Below are 14,017 nucleotides of genomic sequence, written 5' to 3' on the forward strand. Positions count from 1 at the left end.
TCGCGAGAAAGTAGGTGTTCGGTTGTGCTCATGCGCATGCCGTCTCGGAGAGCAGCTCGCTCAGATGGCTGCGCATGCGATCCGTATCGGCTTCGACACCGGTCAGGAGTGTGAAGGTGTCAGAGGCTTGAGCCACCAGCATCTGCCCACCGTCGAGAACCGCGCATCCGAGAGCAGCTGCAGCGTCGAGCAATTCGGTGCGCATCGGTCGATAAACGATGTCCGCAACCCACAAGCCGGAGTGGAGCGCAGCGGGGTCGAAGGGAGTTCCGGGATGACCCACCATGCCGATCGGAGACGCATTGACGACGCCGTCGCACGTCGTCAGGTTGACGGAGATCTCACCGATCGCCAAAGCCGTTGTGCGCGTGCCAGGGAAGGCCGAGGCGACGCGGGAACACACATCGGCAGCGCGATCGGGATCAATATCTGCGATGCGAAGATCCGTGGTGCCGGCGGCGGCGAGTGCATATGCCACAGCGGAACCCGCCCCTCCTGCCCCGGCAAGCACCACTCGGTCCAAGGCGGCGTCGGGCAAACCGCGCTGCAGTGCTGTGAGGAATCCGCTGTGGTCAGTGTTGTGGCCGATCAAACGGCCGTTGTCGACCACAACCGTGTTGACGGCACCGAGCAACCGCGCGTTGCCGGACAGCTCGTCGAGCGCGTCCACGACAACCTGCTTGCACGGGTGGGTGATGTTCAGTCCGGTGAAATCGCCCGCGACGGCGCCACGCACCACCTCACCGGTTTTCTCGACCGAGATGTTCAGGTTCTCGAGATCGATCAGTTCGTAGCTGTAATCGTCGAGTCCGAGTGCTGCTGCTTCGTGTGCGTGCAACGCGGGCGAGAGTGAGGTGGCGATACCCGACCCGACAAGGCCGATACGGTGGGGTGTGTATTCGGTAGTCATGACATTCTCCTGCATAAGTGGGGACGGCCCCTCGCGGCAATTCAGCGCGAGGGGCCTGTCCGGTCAAGCGTTGTTGCTGGTGAGCTCTGAGTCCTGCTTGATCGGCAGGCTCGGCTTCGGTTGGCCCAGTTCTGCTGTGGGCGTGCGGTACGTTTCCGGTCCGGTCATTGCCGCGATGGCGGAGATGACGGCGAAGCCCAGGCACATCCATGCAACCGGTGTCCAGTTGCTCTTGTCTCCGGCCGAAATCGCCTGGGCGATAGCCGGTGTGAAGCCGGCTACAAGGAGTCCGAGCATGAGGCTGACGGCCATTCCGGTGTATCGGACCTTCGCGGGGAACTGCTCCGGGAAGTATGCCGGGTACGTGCCGTTGGGCATCGCGTAGAAGATTCCGATCATGACGATTCCCGAAGCGAAGACCATGGGGACGCTTTGGGTTCCGATCGAATGGAAGAAGACGAAGATCATCAAGCCGGCTCCGATGGCGCCGACGACGAAGATGGGCTTACGTCCGTAGCGATCCGAGAGAATGCCGAACAGCGGCTGAGTCAGTACGGCAACAAAATTGGCGGTCGCGATGGCCCACAGCATCGTGGAGCGTTCGAAGCCGGATTCGACGGCGTACGCCAGGGCGAAGACGTTGACGATGGTGTTGATCATCGCGAAGGTCGAGCTCATGCTGATACGGATTACGGTGCGCCAGTGCGAGCGGAACATCTCGACGACGGGAATTCCGGCCGTCTCGTCCTGTTCCTTGAGTTCTTCGAATACCTCGGGCTCATCCAAGGCGCGACGTAGCCACAGCGCAACGACGGTCACGATGATGCTGAGCCAGAAGGGAACTCGCCAACCCCACGAGTAGAGGTCTTCGTCGGGCAGGCTCGCCACTGGGATGAATACCAGGCTGGAGACGACGATGCCGAACATGATCCCGCTCATGGTGAACGAGGTGAAGAACGAACGACGGTGATCAGGTGCGTGTTCGAGAGTCAGTGCCGAAGAGCCGGGTGATTCACCGCCGGCAGAGAGCCCTTGAAGAAGGCGAAGCAAGACGAGAATGATCGGCGCGGCGATGCCGATCTGGTCGTAGGTCGGCAGGCAACCGACGATGACCGTCGCAACACCCATGAGGAGCAGGCAGGCGAGAAGCGCGTTCTTGCGTCCGTACCGATCGCCGAGGTGTCCCCACAGCACTGCGCCGAGTGGGCGGGCGACGTAGGCCACGCCCAGGGTGCTGATCGAGAGCAGCGTTGCCGTCGAGCCGCCGCCAGGAAAGAAGATCTTGGGGAACACGAGCGCAGCTGCGGAGCCGTAGATGAAGAAGTCGTAGTACTCGAGGGTGCTGCCGAGGAAGCCCGAAACGGCGGCGCGGCGCGCGTTCGAATTCGGATGCTCTTCGGTGGAGTGCGTGGAACCGGTGGAGGTGATCGGTGGTGCCATGTGAAGTCCTTTCGTCCCGATGGGCCGGCCGTGGCGGCACGTTTGGTGATGCACCACGCATCGGTGACGTCCCTCACCTTTCGGCGGCTGAGACGACAGTGCCACGAAGGACTATGGCGCGTCCAACACTAAATGAGTCTCAGATAATGACGTTTCTGGTCTCAATCTCCGGCGTCGGCAGAATCTCCTCGGACGTCTCCAGTGCGACGGCGAGTGCATCGGTCATATGCCGGGGTGACCAGGCAATTCCGTGATTCATGAACGTCGGCTCGCCGGTGAGTGGGACGAACACACTGCCAGGTGGGGTGATAGCAGCCATGCCGGACGTCATCAGCGCTACACCGACGCCGGCGGCAACGAGCATGAGGATCATGTACGGATCGGTGATCTCCTGGACGACGCGAGGCCTGAAGTCTGCGTTCATGCAGGCGCGCATCGCGGTTTCCTGGAGGGCCGAGCCGGCCGAGAGCGGGGTGGTCACGAATCCGTCGTCGGCCAATTCGCGGAGATCGATCGCGTCCCTCTCGGCAAGGGGATGGTCGATCGGAAGTACGGCGCCGAACGCCTCCCGTCGGATCAGCCGGGTAGACAGTGATGCGGATTCCACCGGTAGTCCGACGAAGGCGAGGTCGAGGGCGCCGCTCTCGAGTTGAATGACCGCGTCGCGCGTCATGATCCGGCCGAGGAGTGTCAGTTCGACTTCCGGATAGCGCTGACGCAACGCGCGGGTGAGCGGCGGAAGTGCTTGATAGTTGAGCACTCCGGTGAACCCGATCGTGACTCGTCCGTAGACGCCTCCCGACGACGCACGCGTAGCGTGTCGTGCCGTCTCCATGTTCTCGATGACGCGATAGGCGTGGGGGAGAAAGGCATGTCCGCCGGACGTGAGTGCGACGCTGCGAGTGCTTCGTTCGAACAACTTGACGCCGATGTCCTTTTCGAGCTTTCGGATCATCTGGCTGAGCGGCGACTGGGCCATCTGGAGCCGTGATGCGGCCCGCCCGAAGTGAAGTTCTTCCGCAACCGCGACAAACGCGTGCAACCAGCGGGTTTCCATCGCCAAGGCCTCCAGGTATTTGACGTTGACAACAAACGCCATATATTCAGAATTTCTACACAGTGTGACGGCAATTATGCCTGTTTGCAACATAAATAGAGTGCGTAGCGCACAGAAACTCAGGAGTGAATGCGATGCAGGGTTACCCAGAGGGTGTCACCGCGCTCGTTACCGGCGGTGCGAGCGGAATCGGCGCCGCCAGTGCAAAGCTGTTGACGGAGAAGGGAGTTCGGGTGGTAACAGCAGATCTTGCCGAGGGTGCGGACGAACAACTCGACGTGAGTGATCCGACAGCAGTCGATGCGCTTCGAACCAGACTCGGCAGAGTCGACATCTTGATCAACAGTGCGGGAATCGTAGGACCATCAGCGCCACTCGTCGACGTCGACCTCGCGGCTTGGCGGCGTACGTTCCGCATCAACGTCGAAGGGACATTCCTGATGTGCCGGGCGTTCGTGCCGGGGATGGTTGCGTCCGGGTGGGGGCGGGTCGTCAATCTCGCGAGTATTGCTGCCAAGGACGGAAACCCGAATCAGAGTGCATATTCCGCGTCCAAAGCGGCAGTCGTCGCGCTGACGAAGTCGCTCGGCAAAGAGGTCGCCACCGCCGGTGTGCTGGTCAACGCGATTGCTCCCGCGGCCGTGGAAAGTCCTATGAATGCCGGCACCGATCCGGCCATCCTCGCTCGTTCGCAGTCTTTGACGCCGATGGCACGGATGGGGCGGGCCGACGAGATCGCCGAACTGATCTCCTGGCTGTCGTCGTCGGCGGTGAGTTACTCGACGGGTGCTGTGTACGACGCCAGCGGTGGCCGCGCAACGTACTGAATTACCTTCTGGAAGAAGTCGATCAGAACTGGAGCAGTGACTGCCACAGTTCGCGAGATGCGTCCTGGTACTCGAGCATGTGCGAGATCAGTTCACGCAGTGGCTGCGTCGGTTCGAGTTCTTCCGGAAGGAGCGGATTGCGCACGATGACCGCGATCACCGCGCTGCCCAAGGCAAGTGATTCACGGGCAGCCTCCTCGCGACTGATTGTCGCCAGGCGTGTTTGCGCCTGTGTGAGTGCTTCACGGGCCTCGGCGATGTCGACCAACAGTGCTTCCGAGTTCCAGAGTGTGCGGATTGTCGAATCATCCTCGGGGGCAAGGTGAGCGATTTCCATGACAGCCGATTCGGGGGCGGCGCCGAGTCGGCGGAGAGTGCGGCGGGCGCTGTCCGTGCCGCCGAGCAGATTGTTCGGGCGGACGGCGAGTGTGGGCTTCCACTCCTCGTAGCCCGCCAGGCGCAGCGCCTGATCGTGTCTTCGGGCGGCAGTGCGGTCGCTTCGTTTGAGCGCTGAGTGCTCGACGGCTATCCACGTGCCGTCCCAGGGGCGTATGCGATCGGTACGAGTTCGCCACCCCTCGACCTCGCTGTAGGTGGGGATGCCGTCCGGGTTGAGGACGTACGTTCCACGAGCGGTGCGACGCAGTTTGTTCTCGCGGCACAGGCGGCCCGTTGCCACGCGAACGCTCGATGCGCTGACACCGACGATCTCGCCGGCCCGGGTCAGCACTGCAGTGCTGAACTCGGTGTCCGGACTCGCCGTTGCGAGGTCCAGCACAACTCGGGTTGCGGACATTCCTCGATCAGTTTGTAACAACTTTTTAACAACTCCTGACAAATTCTGTTACAAGTGGCATGGTGGGTACCGGGAAACCTTATCCGCGAGCAGTGAGGAAATATCGTGACCGACTCCGATCGACCAGGTGGCGATGTCTATGTGGAGCGTGACGGTGGCGTCACCGTCATCGTGATGAATCGCCCTGATCGCAAGAATGCGGTGGACGGGCCGATGGCGGCGCAGTTGCGTGATGCCTTCCTGGAGTTCGAATCGGACGAGAGTCAGAAGGTGGCGATTCTGTGGGGCGCGGGCGGCACATTTTGTGCCGGTGCGGATTTGACCGCAGTCTCCGACCCCGCCCGCGTGCACGAGTTGCATCCGGAAGGCGGCGGCACCGGCCCGATGGGGCCGAGTCGGTTGGTGTTGTCCAAGCCATTGATCGCCGCCGTCAGCGGATACGCGGTTGCAGGAGGGCTCGAGCTTTCATTGCTCGCGGACCTGAGGATCTGCGAGGAGGATTCCGTCTTCGGAGTCTTCTGCCGGCGCTGGGGAGTTCCTCTCATCGATGGTGGGACCGTGCGACTGCCGCGAATCGTCGGGCAGGGGCGAGCGCTCGACATGATCTTGACCGGTCGCCCGGTCGACGCTCCGGAGGCGCTGGCCTTCGGACTGGCCAATCGTGTTGTTCCAGTGGGGCAGTCACTCCAGGCAGCCAAGGAGCTTGCGCACCAGTTGTCCGCTTTCCCTCAACTCTGCATGCTCGCGGATCGCGCGTCGGCCTACCGATCTTTTGATCTACCACTTGCCGAAGCACTGCGGGCCGAGGGCGTCGCGGGAAATCCCATTGTCATCGCTGAAGGTGTGCGCGGCGCTGCTGCGTTCGCCGCGGGCGCCGGCCGGCACGGCCGGTTCGAGAACAACCCGAATTCGAACGAGGAAACTGAACCATGATGCCCATAACCAGAGACCTGATCGCCCGTGGTGCGCGACAGCACGGATCGCGAACAGCCGTCGTTTTCGGCGATCGATCGATGACGTTCACGGAAGTGGACGAACTCAGCAGCCGATTGGCGCACACATTCATCGCCCTCGGTATCGGGCGTGGTGCACGGGTTGCATTGCTGGTCAACAACTCTCTTGCCAGCGTCCCCGTCGATTTTGCCTGTGTCAAAGCCGGCATCAACAGGGTTCCGCTCAACTCGCGTCTCTCGCTCGACGAGCACGCGAGAATGCTCGAGGACACCGACACCTCGCACGTCGTCTTCGGTAGTGACCTCGCCGTCCGCGCCGCTGAACTGTCCGCCAGGTTCCCCGAACGTACGTTCATCGGGCTGGAAACAGGTTCGGCGCGGCAGCGTTCGCTGCTCGACCAAGCACAGAGCATGCCTTCGGACACACCGGACGTCGAGTTAGCTCCCGACGATGTGATCCTGACGCTGTTCACCTCCGGGACCACGGGAACATTGAAGGCCGCGCAGCACACTCAGCGCAGCTACGCCGGCATCTGCCGCAATGTTCTGCTCAATCTGCTTCCGGCGACTCAGGACGATACGATGCTGCACGCGGCATCACTGATTCATGCCAGCGGTGTCTTCGTGCTTCCGTTCTGGCTGCGTGGCGGCAAGACCGTCATCCTTCCCGGATTCGACCCGTCGACCTTCTTGGACTCGATAACCGAGCATCGGGCTACGGCAATCAATCTGGTGCCGACGATGATTCAGATGCTCCTCGAACGCCCTGATTTTGCGAGCGCAGACATCTCGAGTCTGAAATCCGTGATCTACGGTGCGTCGCCGATGCCGCTGGCCACCATCGAACGTGCAATGCAGGCGTGGGGGCAACACCGTTTTCTCCAGTACTACGGGCAGACCGAGGCACCGCTGTGTATTGCAGTCTTACGGCCCGAAGATCACACGGAAGATCGCCTGCTGTCCTGTGGTCAGCCGGCCATCGACGTCGAGATCAGGCTGCTCGACGGCGAGGGAAACGAAGTGCCCCAGGGAGAACCGGGTGAAATCGTGATCCGCTCGCCATCGGCGATCGCCGGATACTTCAATGCACCGGAACTGAATGCGGACACCTTCACCGAAGACGGCTGGGTTCACACCCGTGACATCGGTCAGTTCGACGCCGAAGGATTCTTGTTCTTGAAGGACCGAGCTTCGGACATGATCATCAGCGGCGGATACAACGTCTACCCCCGTGAAGTCGAGGACGCACTCCTGACGCATCCGTCTGTCCGTGAGGTCGCCGTGGTGGGTACCGCCGACGCCAAGTGGGTGGAGGCGGTCACGGCTGTGGTGGTACTCGAGGACGGGACCGTCGAAAATGACGCGCTCCAAGGATCATTGGTCGCGCACGTCGGCGAGCGACTGGCGTCGTACAAGAAGCCGCGTCGGGTTGTTTTCGCAGAATCCATACCGAAGACGGCCGTCGGCAAGCTCAATCGGAAGGCGCTGCGAGACGAACTCCGCGACGCTATCTAACTCCGCGAGTGCGGAATTGAACGCTGATTCTCGGCCCGAGGGCCCGCGCGCTCTTCGGGACACAGTGTTCCCACGTGCGTTGGCAGGATCCGCCCATGACGAGTAGATCTCCGTGTCCGAGATTGAAGCGGATGGATTCGCCGCCCCCACGAGGGCGCAATAGGAGCGGGCGAGCCGCACCGAGAGACAGGATGGCCACCATCGTGTCCTCGGTGCGACTTCGTCCCGTGTCGTCCCCGTGCCAGGCAACGCTGTCGGAACCGTCGCGATAGAAACACAGACCCGACGTGGCGAATGGTTCACCGAGTTCGTCGAAGTAGTGACTGCTCAGCGCGTCTTTGGCTTCGGTGAGAAGCGCGTCCGGCAGTGGTTGATTCTCTGCGTAGAAACACACCAGACGAGGGACGTCGACAACGCGGTCGTACATCTGACGCCGTTCGGAACGCCACGGCACCGTAGCCTCCAGATTGTCGAACACGGCCTCCGATCCGGTCAGCCAGGCCGGGCGATGGTCGACCCATGCGCCGGCGGTGAGAATACGTCGCTGCACCGTGCCGTCGAGATCGGCCAAAGAAACGCCGAGGTCACCGTTGTCGAACAGAGACGGTTGCATCGTGGCGGTCATAGGCTCCACCGTACACCGAAATCGAACATATGTTCCCATGAATTTTGATTGCAGTGCTGGACGGCTGTTCATCCTTGCTGGGTGATGTCCGTCGGCGTGAACCTTTGAATACTGTTCTCACGCTATTTCGCCGAAGAAGGGGACGTCATGACTGCTCCGCACCAATCTCATGCGAACCATCCTGTCCGACAAGGCTTTGCCATCGGGACCACGGTGGCGGCAGCCTGCCTGCTCTTCGTCGCGGGAATCGTCGCGTTGCTCCAGGGCATCGCGGCTCTCGCAGACAACGACCTGCTGATCGTCGGAGTCAACTACACCTTCGAATTCGATGTCACGACATGGGGTTGGATCCACATCGTGCTCGGAATCATCGGCATCGCGGTGTCGCTGGGATTGTTCGTCGGCATGACGTGGGCCCGCGGCATGGCCTTCGTGATCGCGGCGCTCTCGATCGTGGCGAATTTCCTGTGGATGCCGTACTACCCGCTGTGGTCGATCGTGATCATCGCCCTCGACGTCGCCGTGATCTGGGCCGTCGCGACCTGGCGACCTGACGAGGTGTGATCCTCTGACCGAAGTGAGTGGTTCACCTGCGACAGGTGAACCACTCACTTCGCTGTGTCCGGGCCTCCACGGTCGGCCTCATCCCTACACGGCGTCAGCGCCGTTTCGGTGACTCGCGATCCTGGTTCTCGCGCGGACGCATGTCCTTCGTCGATCGGTGTGGGAAGCCGTGGATCATCGAGCAAGAGATCCAGCAGATCACCACCGTTGCGATTCCGAGTCCGATCGACGCGAATGGTTCCTGCGTGGCCAGCCAGACGCTCAGTCCGATTGCCGTCCCGACGATCAGAATCAGGATGGTGTCGAGTCGTGTCGTTTGCATCGAAATCATCGCCTGGCACAGATTGTTTTCGGCGGCCCGCTGGTTTTGGCGGCCCGCCACCCGGCGAGTGACAGCCGGGGGCAGACCTTGCGCGGCTGACCCCTCGCTCTGGAAATCGCCGCCGCAAGTGATCAATACCCGCGAAATTCGTCTGCGAAACTATTGGCAGGCAGAACAGGACCTTAGGCCTCAAGGCCGGCATGCCGGCCTTGACTATGACGTAGCGTCATAGTTGATGCTGTTCGTATGCGAATCAGCGACGTGGCCAGTGCGGCAGGCACCACTCCGCGGACCGTTCGGCACTATCACCGACTGGGGCTGCTGGCCGAGCCGAGACGACTGTCCAACGGTTACAGAACTTACGAACTTCCCGATCTGGTCAGGCTGATGCGCATTCGTTGGCTCTCCGCCGCCGGCATTCCACTCGGATCCATTGCCGCGATGATCGAACCGAAGCCGATCGATGCACGAGAACCGGACGACTTCGCCGAAGATCTTTCCTCCCTGATCGCGGAGATAGACCGGAAACAGCGCGTCCTCGCAGACCAGCGAGTGCGCCTCCAGGAAATGCTCTCGGCGCGAGGCGCCGGCCGGGTGGTCTCGCCGCTTCCGGTGGAGTTGCTGTCTGCGTTCGACGAGTTGATCGCGTCGTCCCCGACGGATTCGGTTCGGCGTCTGTTCGAGCGTGAACGCGACATGTGGGAATTGGTGGCGATCTCGGGAGCAGCGCCACACGAACTGTTCTCCACGGCTGCGCGATTGCTGTCCGACGAGGGCGACCGGAAGAGAATTGTCGATCTGTACCGTCGTTTCGCCGCTCTGTCTGGGCGCGAGGTAGCCGAGGTTGCAGACGAGATCGCGTACTTGTCGGACGAACTGGAGGAATCACTGGACGGGGTGCTCGGCGATGTGTACTCAGACGGAGACTCCGCAGGTGTGGGATTCTCGGTTGGGATCGCGGACCTGGTGCCCGATCCAGCGCAACGTGAAGTGGTCGCGCGCGTCGCAACACGTCTCATGTCAGGCGGTACGGCGTGATCCGATCACTGTGGTTGCTCTCGACGGGTCGGAGAGACGGAGGTTCCAGTGATACAGCGACTTTCGGCTACGCGAGGGGGACAATGTCGATACCGGTGGCATTTGTTGCGGCGAGTGTGATCGAGGCCGTAGCGATTCACTTCCTGGTGCCGTGGCAGTGGCTTCGCGTCGTGCTGCTCGTTGCAACGGTGTTGTCGCTGATTGCGATTGGCGGTTGGCTTGCCGGACGCGTCGTGCACCCGCACCTCGTCTCGGCTCGAACGGTAGTGTTTCGATCCGGCACGGGCATTCGAGTCGAGGTGGACCGATCACGGATTTCGCGGGCGAGCATGGTCCGAAGGTTCGGTGAGACAGCAAATGTGATTGTCGACGATCGCTTGGTTCTGCCGGGGCCCGACGGCACTGTCGTGGACATAGACTTCGATCGGCCGCTCTCGGTCACGCTCCCGAAACGGCTCTCGAAGGCCAGTCCCACCACGATCGGTGGGCTGCGGTTGCATGTCGATCAACCCGGCGAGTTCTGTGCTGCATTGGCGCCGAACTGAATTCGCAACGATCGTTGGATCCGGTCAGTGCGGAGACCTCGGTGGAAGACCTTCACGGAACGGATCGACAACCAGCCACTGCACCGTGCCACCGACATTCCATAGTGCACCGGGGTTGTCGAGCGAGGCCGCGTACGTTGCCGCAGCTTGGTCGCCGGCGATCTCACCGCTCTCGCCCGACGGCGGGTTGGGCTCGAGGAATTCGGAGGGGTGCGGCCCTGGCCATGCAGGCACGTCGAACGGGGAAATGCTGGTGTCGATGAAGCCAGGTCGATGCACGGTCACCCGGTCGGGAACTTGCTTGGTTCCCGCCGCCACGGCGATCCCTGGTCCTTCGGCAGCTTCGCCGTCGCCGCTACCGCAGCCTGCCACTGCAAGAACAAGTCCCGTGATTGCCACACCCACTACCGCATGACGTATCCGCACCGTTTTCTCCTAGCCGGGGCTCACCCCGTTCGAACTCCACTATTGCATCTCGCCAACTCCGCGGGACGCGTCTTCCGATAAATGTGGGAAACGCACTGAATGTGCGTAGAAGACTCGGATTGCCAAACTATTCAGCGGTCGATCGAGGTGCGGCGGCAACGGATTGTGCCTGCCACCGTTCTTCGATGCGGCCGTACCGCCACACGAGGAGGGCGATCATCCAGGTGGCAACGAAGAGTCCGACGATGATGAAGCCCATCGCGCCGAGATCCAAGTTCCCGATGGCGCCGAGAATCCCGTCGTGAATGTCGAGTTTGTCGGTGAAGATCGAGATGATTTCCTGGGTCCCGATCAGCAGTGCCACTGCCACCGAGAGTCCGGTGATCACCATGTTGTAGTAGATCTTTCGTACCGGCTGGGCAAATGCCCAACCGTAAGCGAAGTTCATGAACGATCCGTCGATCGAGTCGAACAGAGACATCCCGGCGCAGAAGAGTATCGGTAGAACGAGGATCGAATACCACGGGAGCCCTGTCGCTGCCGCGCCGCCGGCGATCACCAACAGCCCCACTTCGGTGACGGTGTCGAATCCCAGTCCGAACAGTAGGCCGACCGGGTACATGTGCCAGGGCTTGCGAACCATCTTCATCACCGGGCCCAGGATCTTGTTGAGGGCGCCGCGGCTGTCGAGTTCCTTCTCGAGTTGCTCCTCGTCGAAGGTTCCGGCCTTGTACTTCGTGTACACCCGATGAACCCCGATGAGAGAGAAAAGATTCAGGAGGCCGATCAAGATCAGGAACGTTCCGGAAATGGTGGTGCCGAACAAGCCGGTCCACCTCTCCAGATCGGAGTTGTCGTCGGAAAGGCTGGTGGCAAGTTGCCGCACACCCAACGCCAGAAGTGCGACGAGAACAAAGACGATGGTGGAGTGCCCGAGTGAAAACCAGAAACCGACGGACATCGGTTTCTTGCCGTCCGCCACCAACTTCCGAGTGGTGTTGTCGATGGCGGCGATGTGATCGGCGTCGAAAGCATGGCGCATGCCGAGCGTGTACGCCGTGACACCGAGTCCGATGCCGAAGACACTGCCTTCGATCGTGTAGTGGCCGGGGACAACCAGACCGAGCAGAACTGCCCACCCGACGACGTTGAGTGCAACGACGGTGACGGTCATTCCGATGATGCTTCGACGCTGGCCTCGATCCAGACTGTGCCAAGCGCCGGCGATTCGGGTGCCCGTCGTGGTCATTGTCGTGGACATCGAACCTCACCGATCTTTCAGTCGCGGCCGGCGGCCACCCTACTGAAATCGTATAAGTGTTCAACTGTTCAGATAAGCGCCTGGAGGTTACAAATCACCCATCCGGGAGTAAAACTGCTTTGCTCCCGGATGGGAAACGCTCAGGCAAACACGGTATTGACCAGCGCGACGTAGATCGTCGTTCCGACAACGATGCTCAGGACGGCATTCTTTCGCCACAGGTGCGTGGCGATTGTGGCACACACTGCAATCAGTTCGGGGAGGCCGTGGGACGGGGCGGTGATCGACACCCCTTTGAGTGAATACATCACGAGGATCAGCATGACGCCGGCCGGCATGTAGATGCCGAGGTAGCCGACCAGGGCGGAGGAGCGCAGCGGCATGAGCGCGGCGAAGGGGATTGCGCGCAGCGCGAAGGTGACCACGGCCATGACTGCGACCGCCGCAAAGATGTACGAGGTGTCAGGCATCGATCTTCGCCTTTCGTGAGTCGTAGACAAAGCGGCCGATCAGGAAGAGCACGAAGGCGCCCATTGCAATTGGCAGCATGTGATCCGGGGCTGCGAGCCGGGCGACCAGAGCGCAGGTGACCGCAGCGACCGGCACCGCGAATCCGTTTTGTGCGCGAATTGCCTCGATCGAGAGGACGACGAACAGTGCGGTCAGAGCGAAGTCGAGACCGACTATCGAGTCCGGAATCCACTGTCCTGCCGTCGCGCCCAGGATCGCGCCACCGATCCAGTAGCCGTGGAGGTACAGCTGGGAGTAGACGATGACGCGTCCGGTGAGTGCCTTGGGATCGGCAGTTACCGACATCGCATAGGCCTCGTCGGTCAGCGCGAACATGCTGTAGAAGCGGGCGAAGGGGTTGCGAATCTTTTCCAGCGGAAAACTCAAGGCGTAGAACACATGTCGAAAGTTGACCAGCAGTGCGGTCAGCGCGACGTACGGCAGTGGTGTCATGGCCGCGACCATTCCGACGGCGAGAAACTCCAGCGATCCGGCGTAGATCAGCGAGGTGAAAGCGACTGCCCACCAAGGGTTGAGGCCCTGTTGGACCACAAGAACGCCCAGGGCTATCCCGAGTGGGAGCAGGCCGAATCCGACCGGCAGCGACAGTTGGAAGGCGTGCCGCCACGCCGGGGTTCGCGGCGAGAGTTCGACGGCAGGCGCGGCCGTCGACGATGCTGGTTCGATCACGACGCAAATCTATAACAAAGATCGAGGTGATCGATTGCTCAGAATGCCCACATATTGAACAGTGCGCAATAATAGTGCGATGGATGCCATGGATGACGCAATTTTGTTTCACCTCCGTCAGGACTCGAGTCTGACGAACACGGAATTGGCGGATCTGGTGGGTCTGACACCGTCCCCTTGCCTGCGCCGCGTGAAAAAGCTCGAAGCCGACGGAATCATCACCGGGTACCGCGCGATCGTCAGTCAGGAAGCGCTTGGCCGAGGATTTCAGGTGATTGTCACCGCCGAGATCGGAGTCAACGACCAGGCGACCATCGAGGACTTCGAATCCCAGGTCGCCGCCTTCGACGAAGTGATCGAATGTCGGCGGTTGTTCGGAATTCCCGACTACTTCATTCGGGTCGCGGTGAAAGATCTCGCGACGTACGAGAACTTCATGGTCACCAAGCTCAGCGGGCTTCCGGCTGTCTCGCGGGTGACATCGCTGATCACCATGAAGACCATCAAGAGTGTCGACTGATGCCCGGGCTCGGCTGAA

The 14,017-nt window shown here is 61.3% G+C and carries 17 protein-coding genes; 7 read left to right on the top strand and 10 right to left on the bottom strand.

From position 1 onward, the window contains the following. Positions 1-28 precede the first annotated feature (28 nt). The 3 genes from EEB12_RS22035 to EEB12_RS22045 all read right to left on the bottom strand — a co-directional run bounded on the left by EEB12_RS22035 (position 29) and on the right by EEB12_RS22045 (position 3,407). The gene (locus tag EEB12_RS22035; RefSeq protein WP_141488506.1) at positions 29-910 is read right to left on the bottom strand and encodes a shikimate dehydrogenase; all 882 of its coding nucleotides are present in this window, start codon (positions 908-910) and stop codon (positions 29-31) included. A gap of 63 nt (positions 911-973) precedes the next feature. Then, the gene (locus EEB12_RS22040) at positions 974-2,350 is read right to left on the bottom strand and encodes an MFS transporter (protein WP_021345319.1); all 1,377 of its coding nucleotides are present in this window, start codon (positions 2,348-2,350) and stop codon (positions 974-976) included. Positions 2,351-2,489: 139 nt separating this feature from the next. Beyond that, complete coding sequence (locus tag EEB12_RS22045; RefSeq protein ID WP_046380017.1) at positions 2,490-3,407, bottom strand: LysR family transcriptional regulator; 918 nt, start codon at positions 3,405-3,407, stop codon at positions 2,490-2,492. A 134-nt stretch (positions 3,408-3,541) separates the two neighbouring features. Here EEB12_RS22045 and EEB12_RS22050 point away from each other — a divergent pair, with 134 nt between their 5' ends. After that, positions 3,542-4,234 (top strand): SDR family NAD(P)-dependent oxidoreductase, encoded by a 693-nt coding sequence (locus EEB12_RS22050; RefSeq protein WP_029536923.1) that lies wholly within the window; start codon positions 3,542-3,544, stop codon positions 4,232-4,234. A gap of 22 nt (positions 4,235-4,256) precedes the next feature. On the opposite strand, the gene EEB12_RS22055 is transcribed toward EEB12_RS22050, so the two are convergent. After that, positions 4,257-5,030, bottom strand: coding sequence for a hypothetical protein (locus EEB12_RS22055; RefSeq protein WP_019744985.1), 774 nt, complete (start codon positions 5,028-5,030; stop codon positions 4,257-4,259). 105 nt (positions 5,031-5,135) lie between these two features. Between EEB12_RS22055 and EEB12_RS22060 the strand changes: the two genes are divergently transcribed. Both EEB12_RS22060 and EEB12_RS22065 read left to right on the top strand, forming a co-directional pair. Next, the gene (locus tag EEB12_RS22060) at positions 5,136-5,963 is read left to right on the top strand and encodes a crotonase/enoyl-CoA hydratase family protein (RefSeq protein ID WP_019744984.1); all 828 of its coding nucleotides are present in this window, start codon (positions 5,136-5,138) and stop codon (positions 5,961-5,963) included. Beyond that, the gene (locus EEB12_RS22065; protein ID WP_133727966.1) at positions 5,960-7,498 is read left to right on the top strand and encodes an AMP-binding protein; all 1,539 of its coding nucleotides are present in this window, start codon (positions 5,960-5,962) and stop codon (positions 7,496-7,498) included. Before EEB12_RS22060 ends, EEB12_RS22065 begins: the two co-directional genes overlap by 4 nt. On the opposite strand, the gene EEB12_RS22070 is transcribed toward EEB12_RS22065, so the two are convergent. Beyond that, a complete protein-coding gene (locus tag EEB12_RS22070; RefSeq protein ID WP_029256052.1) occupies positions 7,491-8,123 on the bottom strand; it encodes an alpha-ketoglutarate-dependent dioxygenase AlkB in 633 nt (210 codons plus the stop codon). The two genes, EEB12_RS22065 and EEB12_RS22070, sit on opposite strands and share 8 nt — an antisense overlap. Before the next feature lie 147 nt (positions 8,124-8,270). Between EEB12_RS22070 and EEB12_RS22075 the strand changes: the two genes are divergently transcribed. Continuing rightward, the gene (locus EEB12_RS22075; RefSeq protein ID WP_003940106.1) at positions 8,271-8,687 is read left to right on the top strand and encodes a hypothetical protein; all 417 of its coding nucleotides are present in this window, start codon (positions 8,271-8,273) and stop codon (positions 8,685-8,687) included. 94 nt (positions 8,688-8,781) lie between these two features. On the opposite strand, the gene EEB12_RS22080 is transcribed toward EEB12_RS22075, so the two are convergent. Next, a complete protein-coding gene (locus EEB12_RS22080; RefSeq protein ID WP_020970523.1) occupies positions 8,782-9,009 on the bottom strand; it encodes a hypothetical protein in 228 nt (75 codons plus the stop codon). A gap of 246 nt (positions 9,010-9,255) precedes the next feature. Here EEB12_RS22080 and EEB12_RS22085 point away from each other — a divergent pair, with 246 nt between their 5' ends. Both EEB12_RS22085 and EEB12_RS22090 read left to right on the top strand, forming a co-directional pair. Then, positions 9,256-10,047, top strand: a complete 792-nt coding sequence (locus EEB12_RS22085; protein WP_024487274.1) for a MerR family transcriptional regulator — start codon at positions 9,256-9,258, stop codon at positions 10,045-10,047. Between the two features lie 83 nt (positions 10,048-10,130). Further along, a complete protein-coding gene (locus EEB12_RS22090; RefSeq protein ID WP_029256051.1) occupies positions 10,131-10,592 on the top strand; it encodes a hypothetical protein in 462 nt (153 codons plus the stop codon). A gap of 24 nt (positions 10,593-10,616) precedes the next feature. Here the strand turns inward: EEB12_RS22090 and EEB12_RS22095 are convergent, their stop codons facing one another. From EEB12_RS22095 to EEB12_RS22110, 4 genes are all read right to left on the bottom strand, one after another. Continuing rightward, positions 10,617-11,018 carry a hypothetical protein gene (locus EEB12_RS22095; protein ID WP_021345310.1) on the bottom strand — a complete coding sequence of 134 codons (402 nt, stop codon included), beginning with the start codon at positions 11,016-11,018 and terminating at the stop codon, positions 10,617-10,619. Positions 11,019-11,145: 127 nt separating this feature from the next. After that, a complete protein-coding gene (locus EEB12_RS22100) occupies positions 11,146-12,279 on the bottom strand; it encodes a HoxN/HupN/NixA family nickel/cobalt transporter (protein WP_141488507.1) in 1,134 nt (377 codons plus the stop codon). 140 nt (positions 12,280-12,419) lie between these two features. Then, a complete protein-coding gene (locus tag EEB12_RS22105) occupies positions 12,420-12,749 on the bottom strand; it encodes a branched-chain amino acid transporter permease (protein WP_141488508.1) in 330 nt (109 codons plus the stop codon). Continuing rightward, the gene (locus EEB12_RS22110) at positions 12,742-13,479 is read right to left on the bottom strand and encodes an AzlC family ABC transporter permease (RefSeq protein WP_020970518.1); all 738 of its coding nucleotides are present in this window, start codon (positions 13,477-13,479) and stop codon (positions 12,742-12,744) included. The genes EEB12_RS22105 and EEB12_RS22110 overlap by 8 nt, the downstream gene beginning before the upstream one ends. Before the next feature lie 79 nt (positions 13,480-13,558). Here EEB12_RS22110 and EEB12_RS22115 point away from each other — a divergent pair, with 79 nt between their 5' ends. Beyond that, on the top strand, positions 13,559-13,999 hold the full coding sequence (locus tag EEB12_RS22115; protein WP_020970517.1) for an Lrp/AsnC family transcriptional regulator: 441 nt from the start codon (positions 13,559-13,561) through the stop codon (positions 13,997-13,999). Positions 14,000-14,017: the final 18 nt, after the last annotated feature.

Source organism: Rhodococcus sp. WS1, assembly GCF_003797745.1.
Classification (GTDB): Bacteria; Actinomycetota; Actinomycetes; order Mycobacteriales; family Mycobacteriaceae; genus Rhodococcus_F; species Rhodococcus_F erythropolis.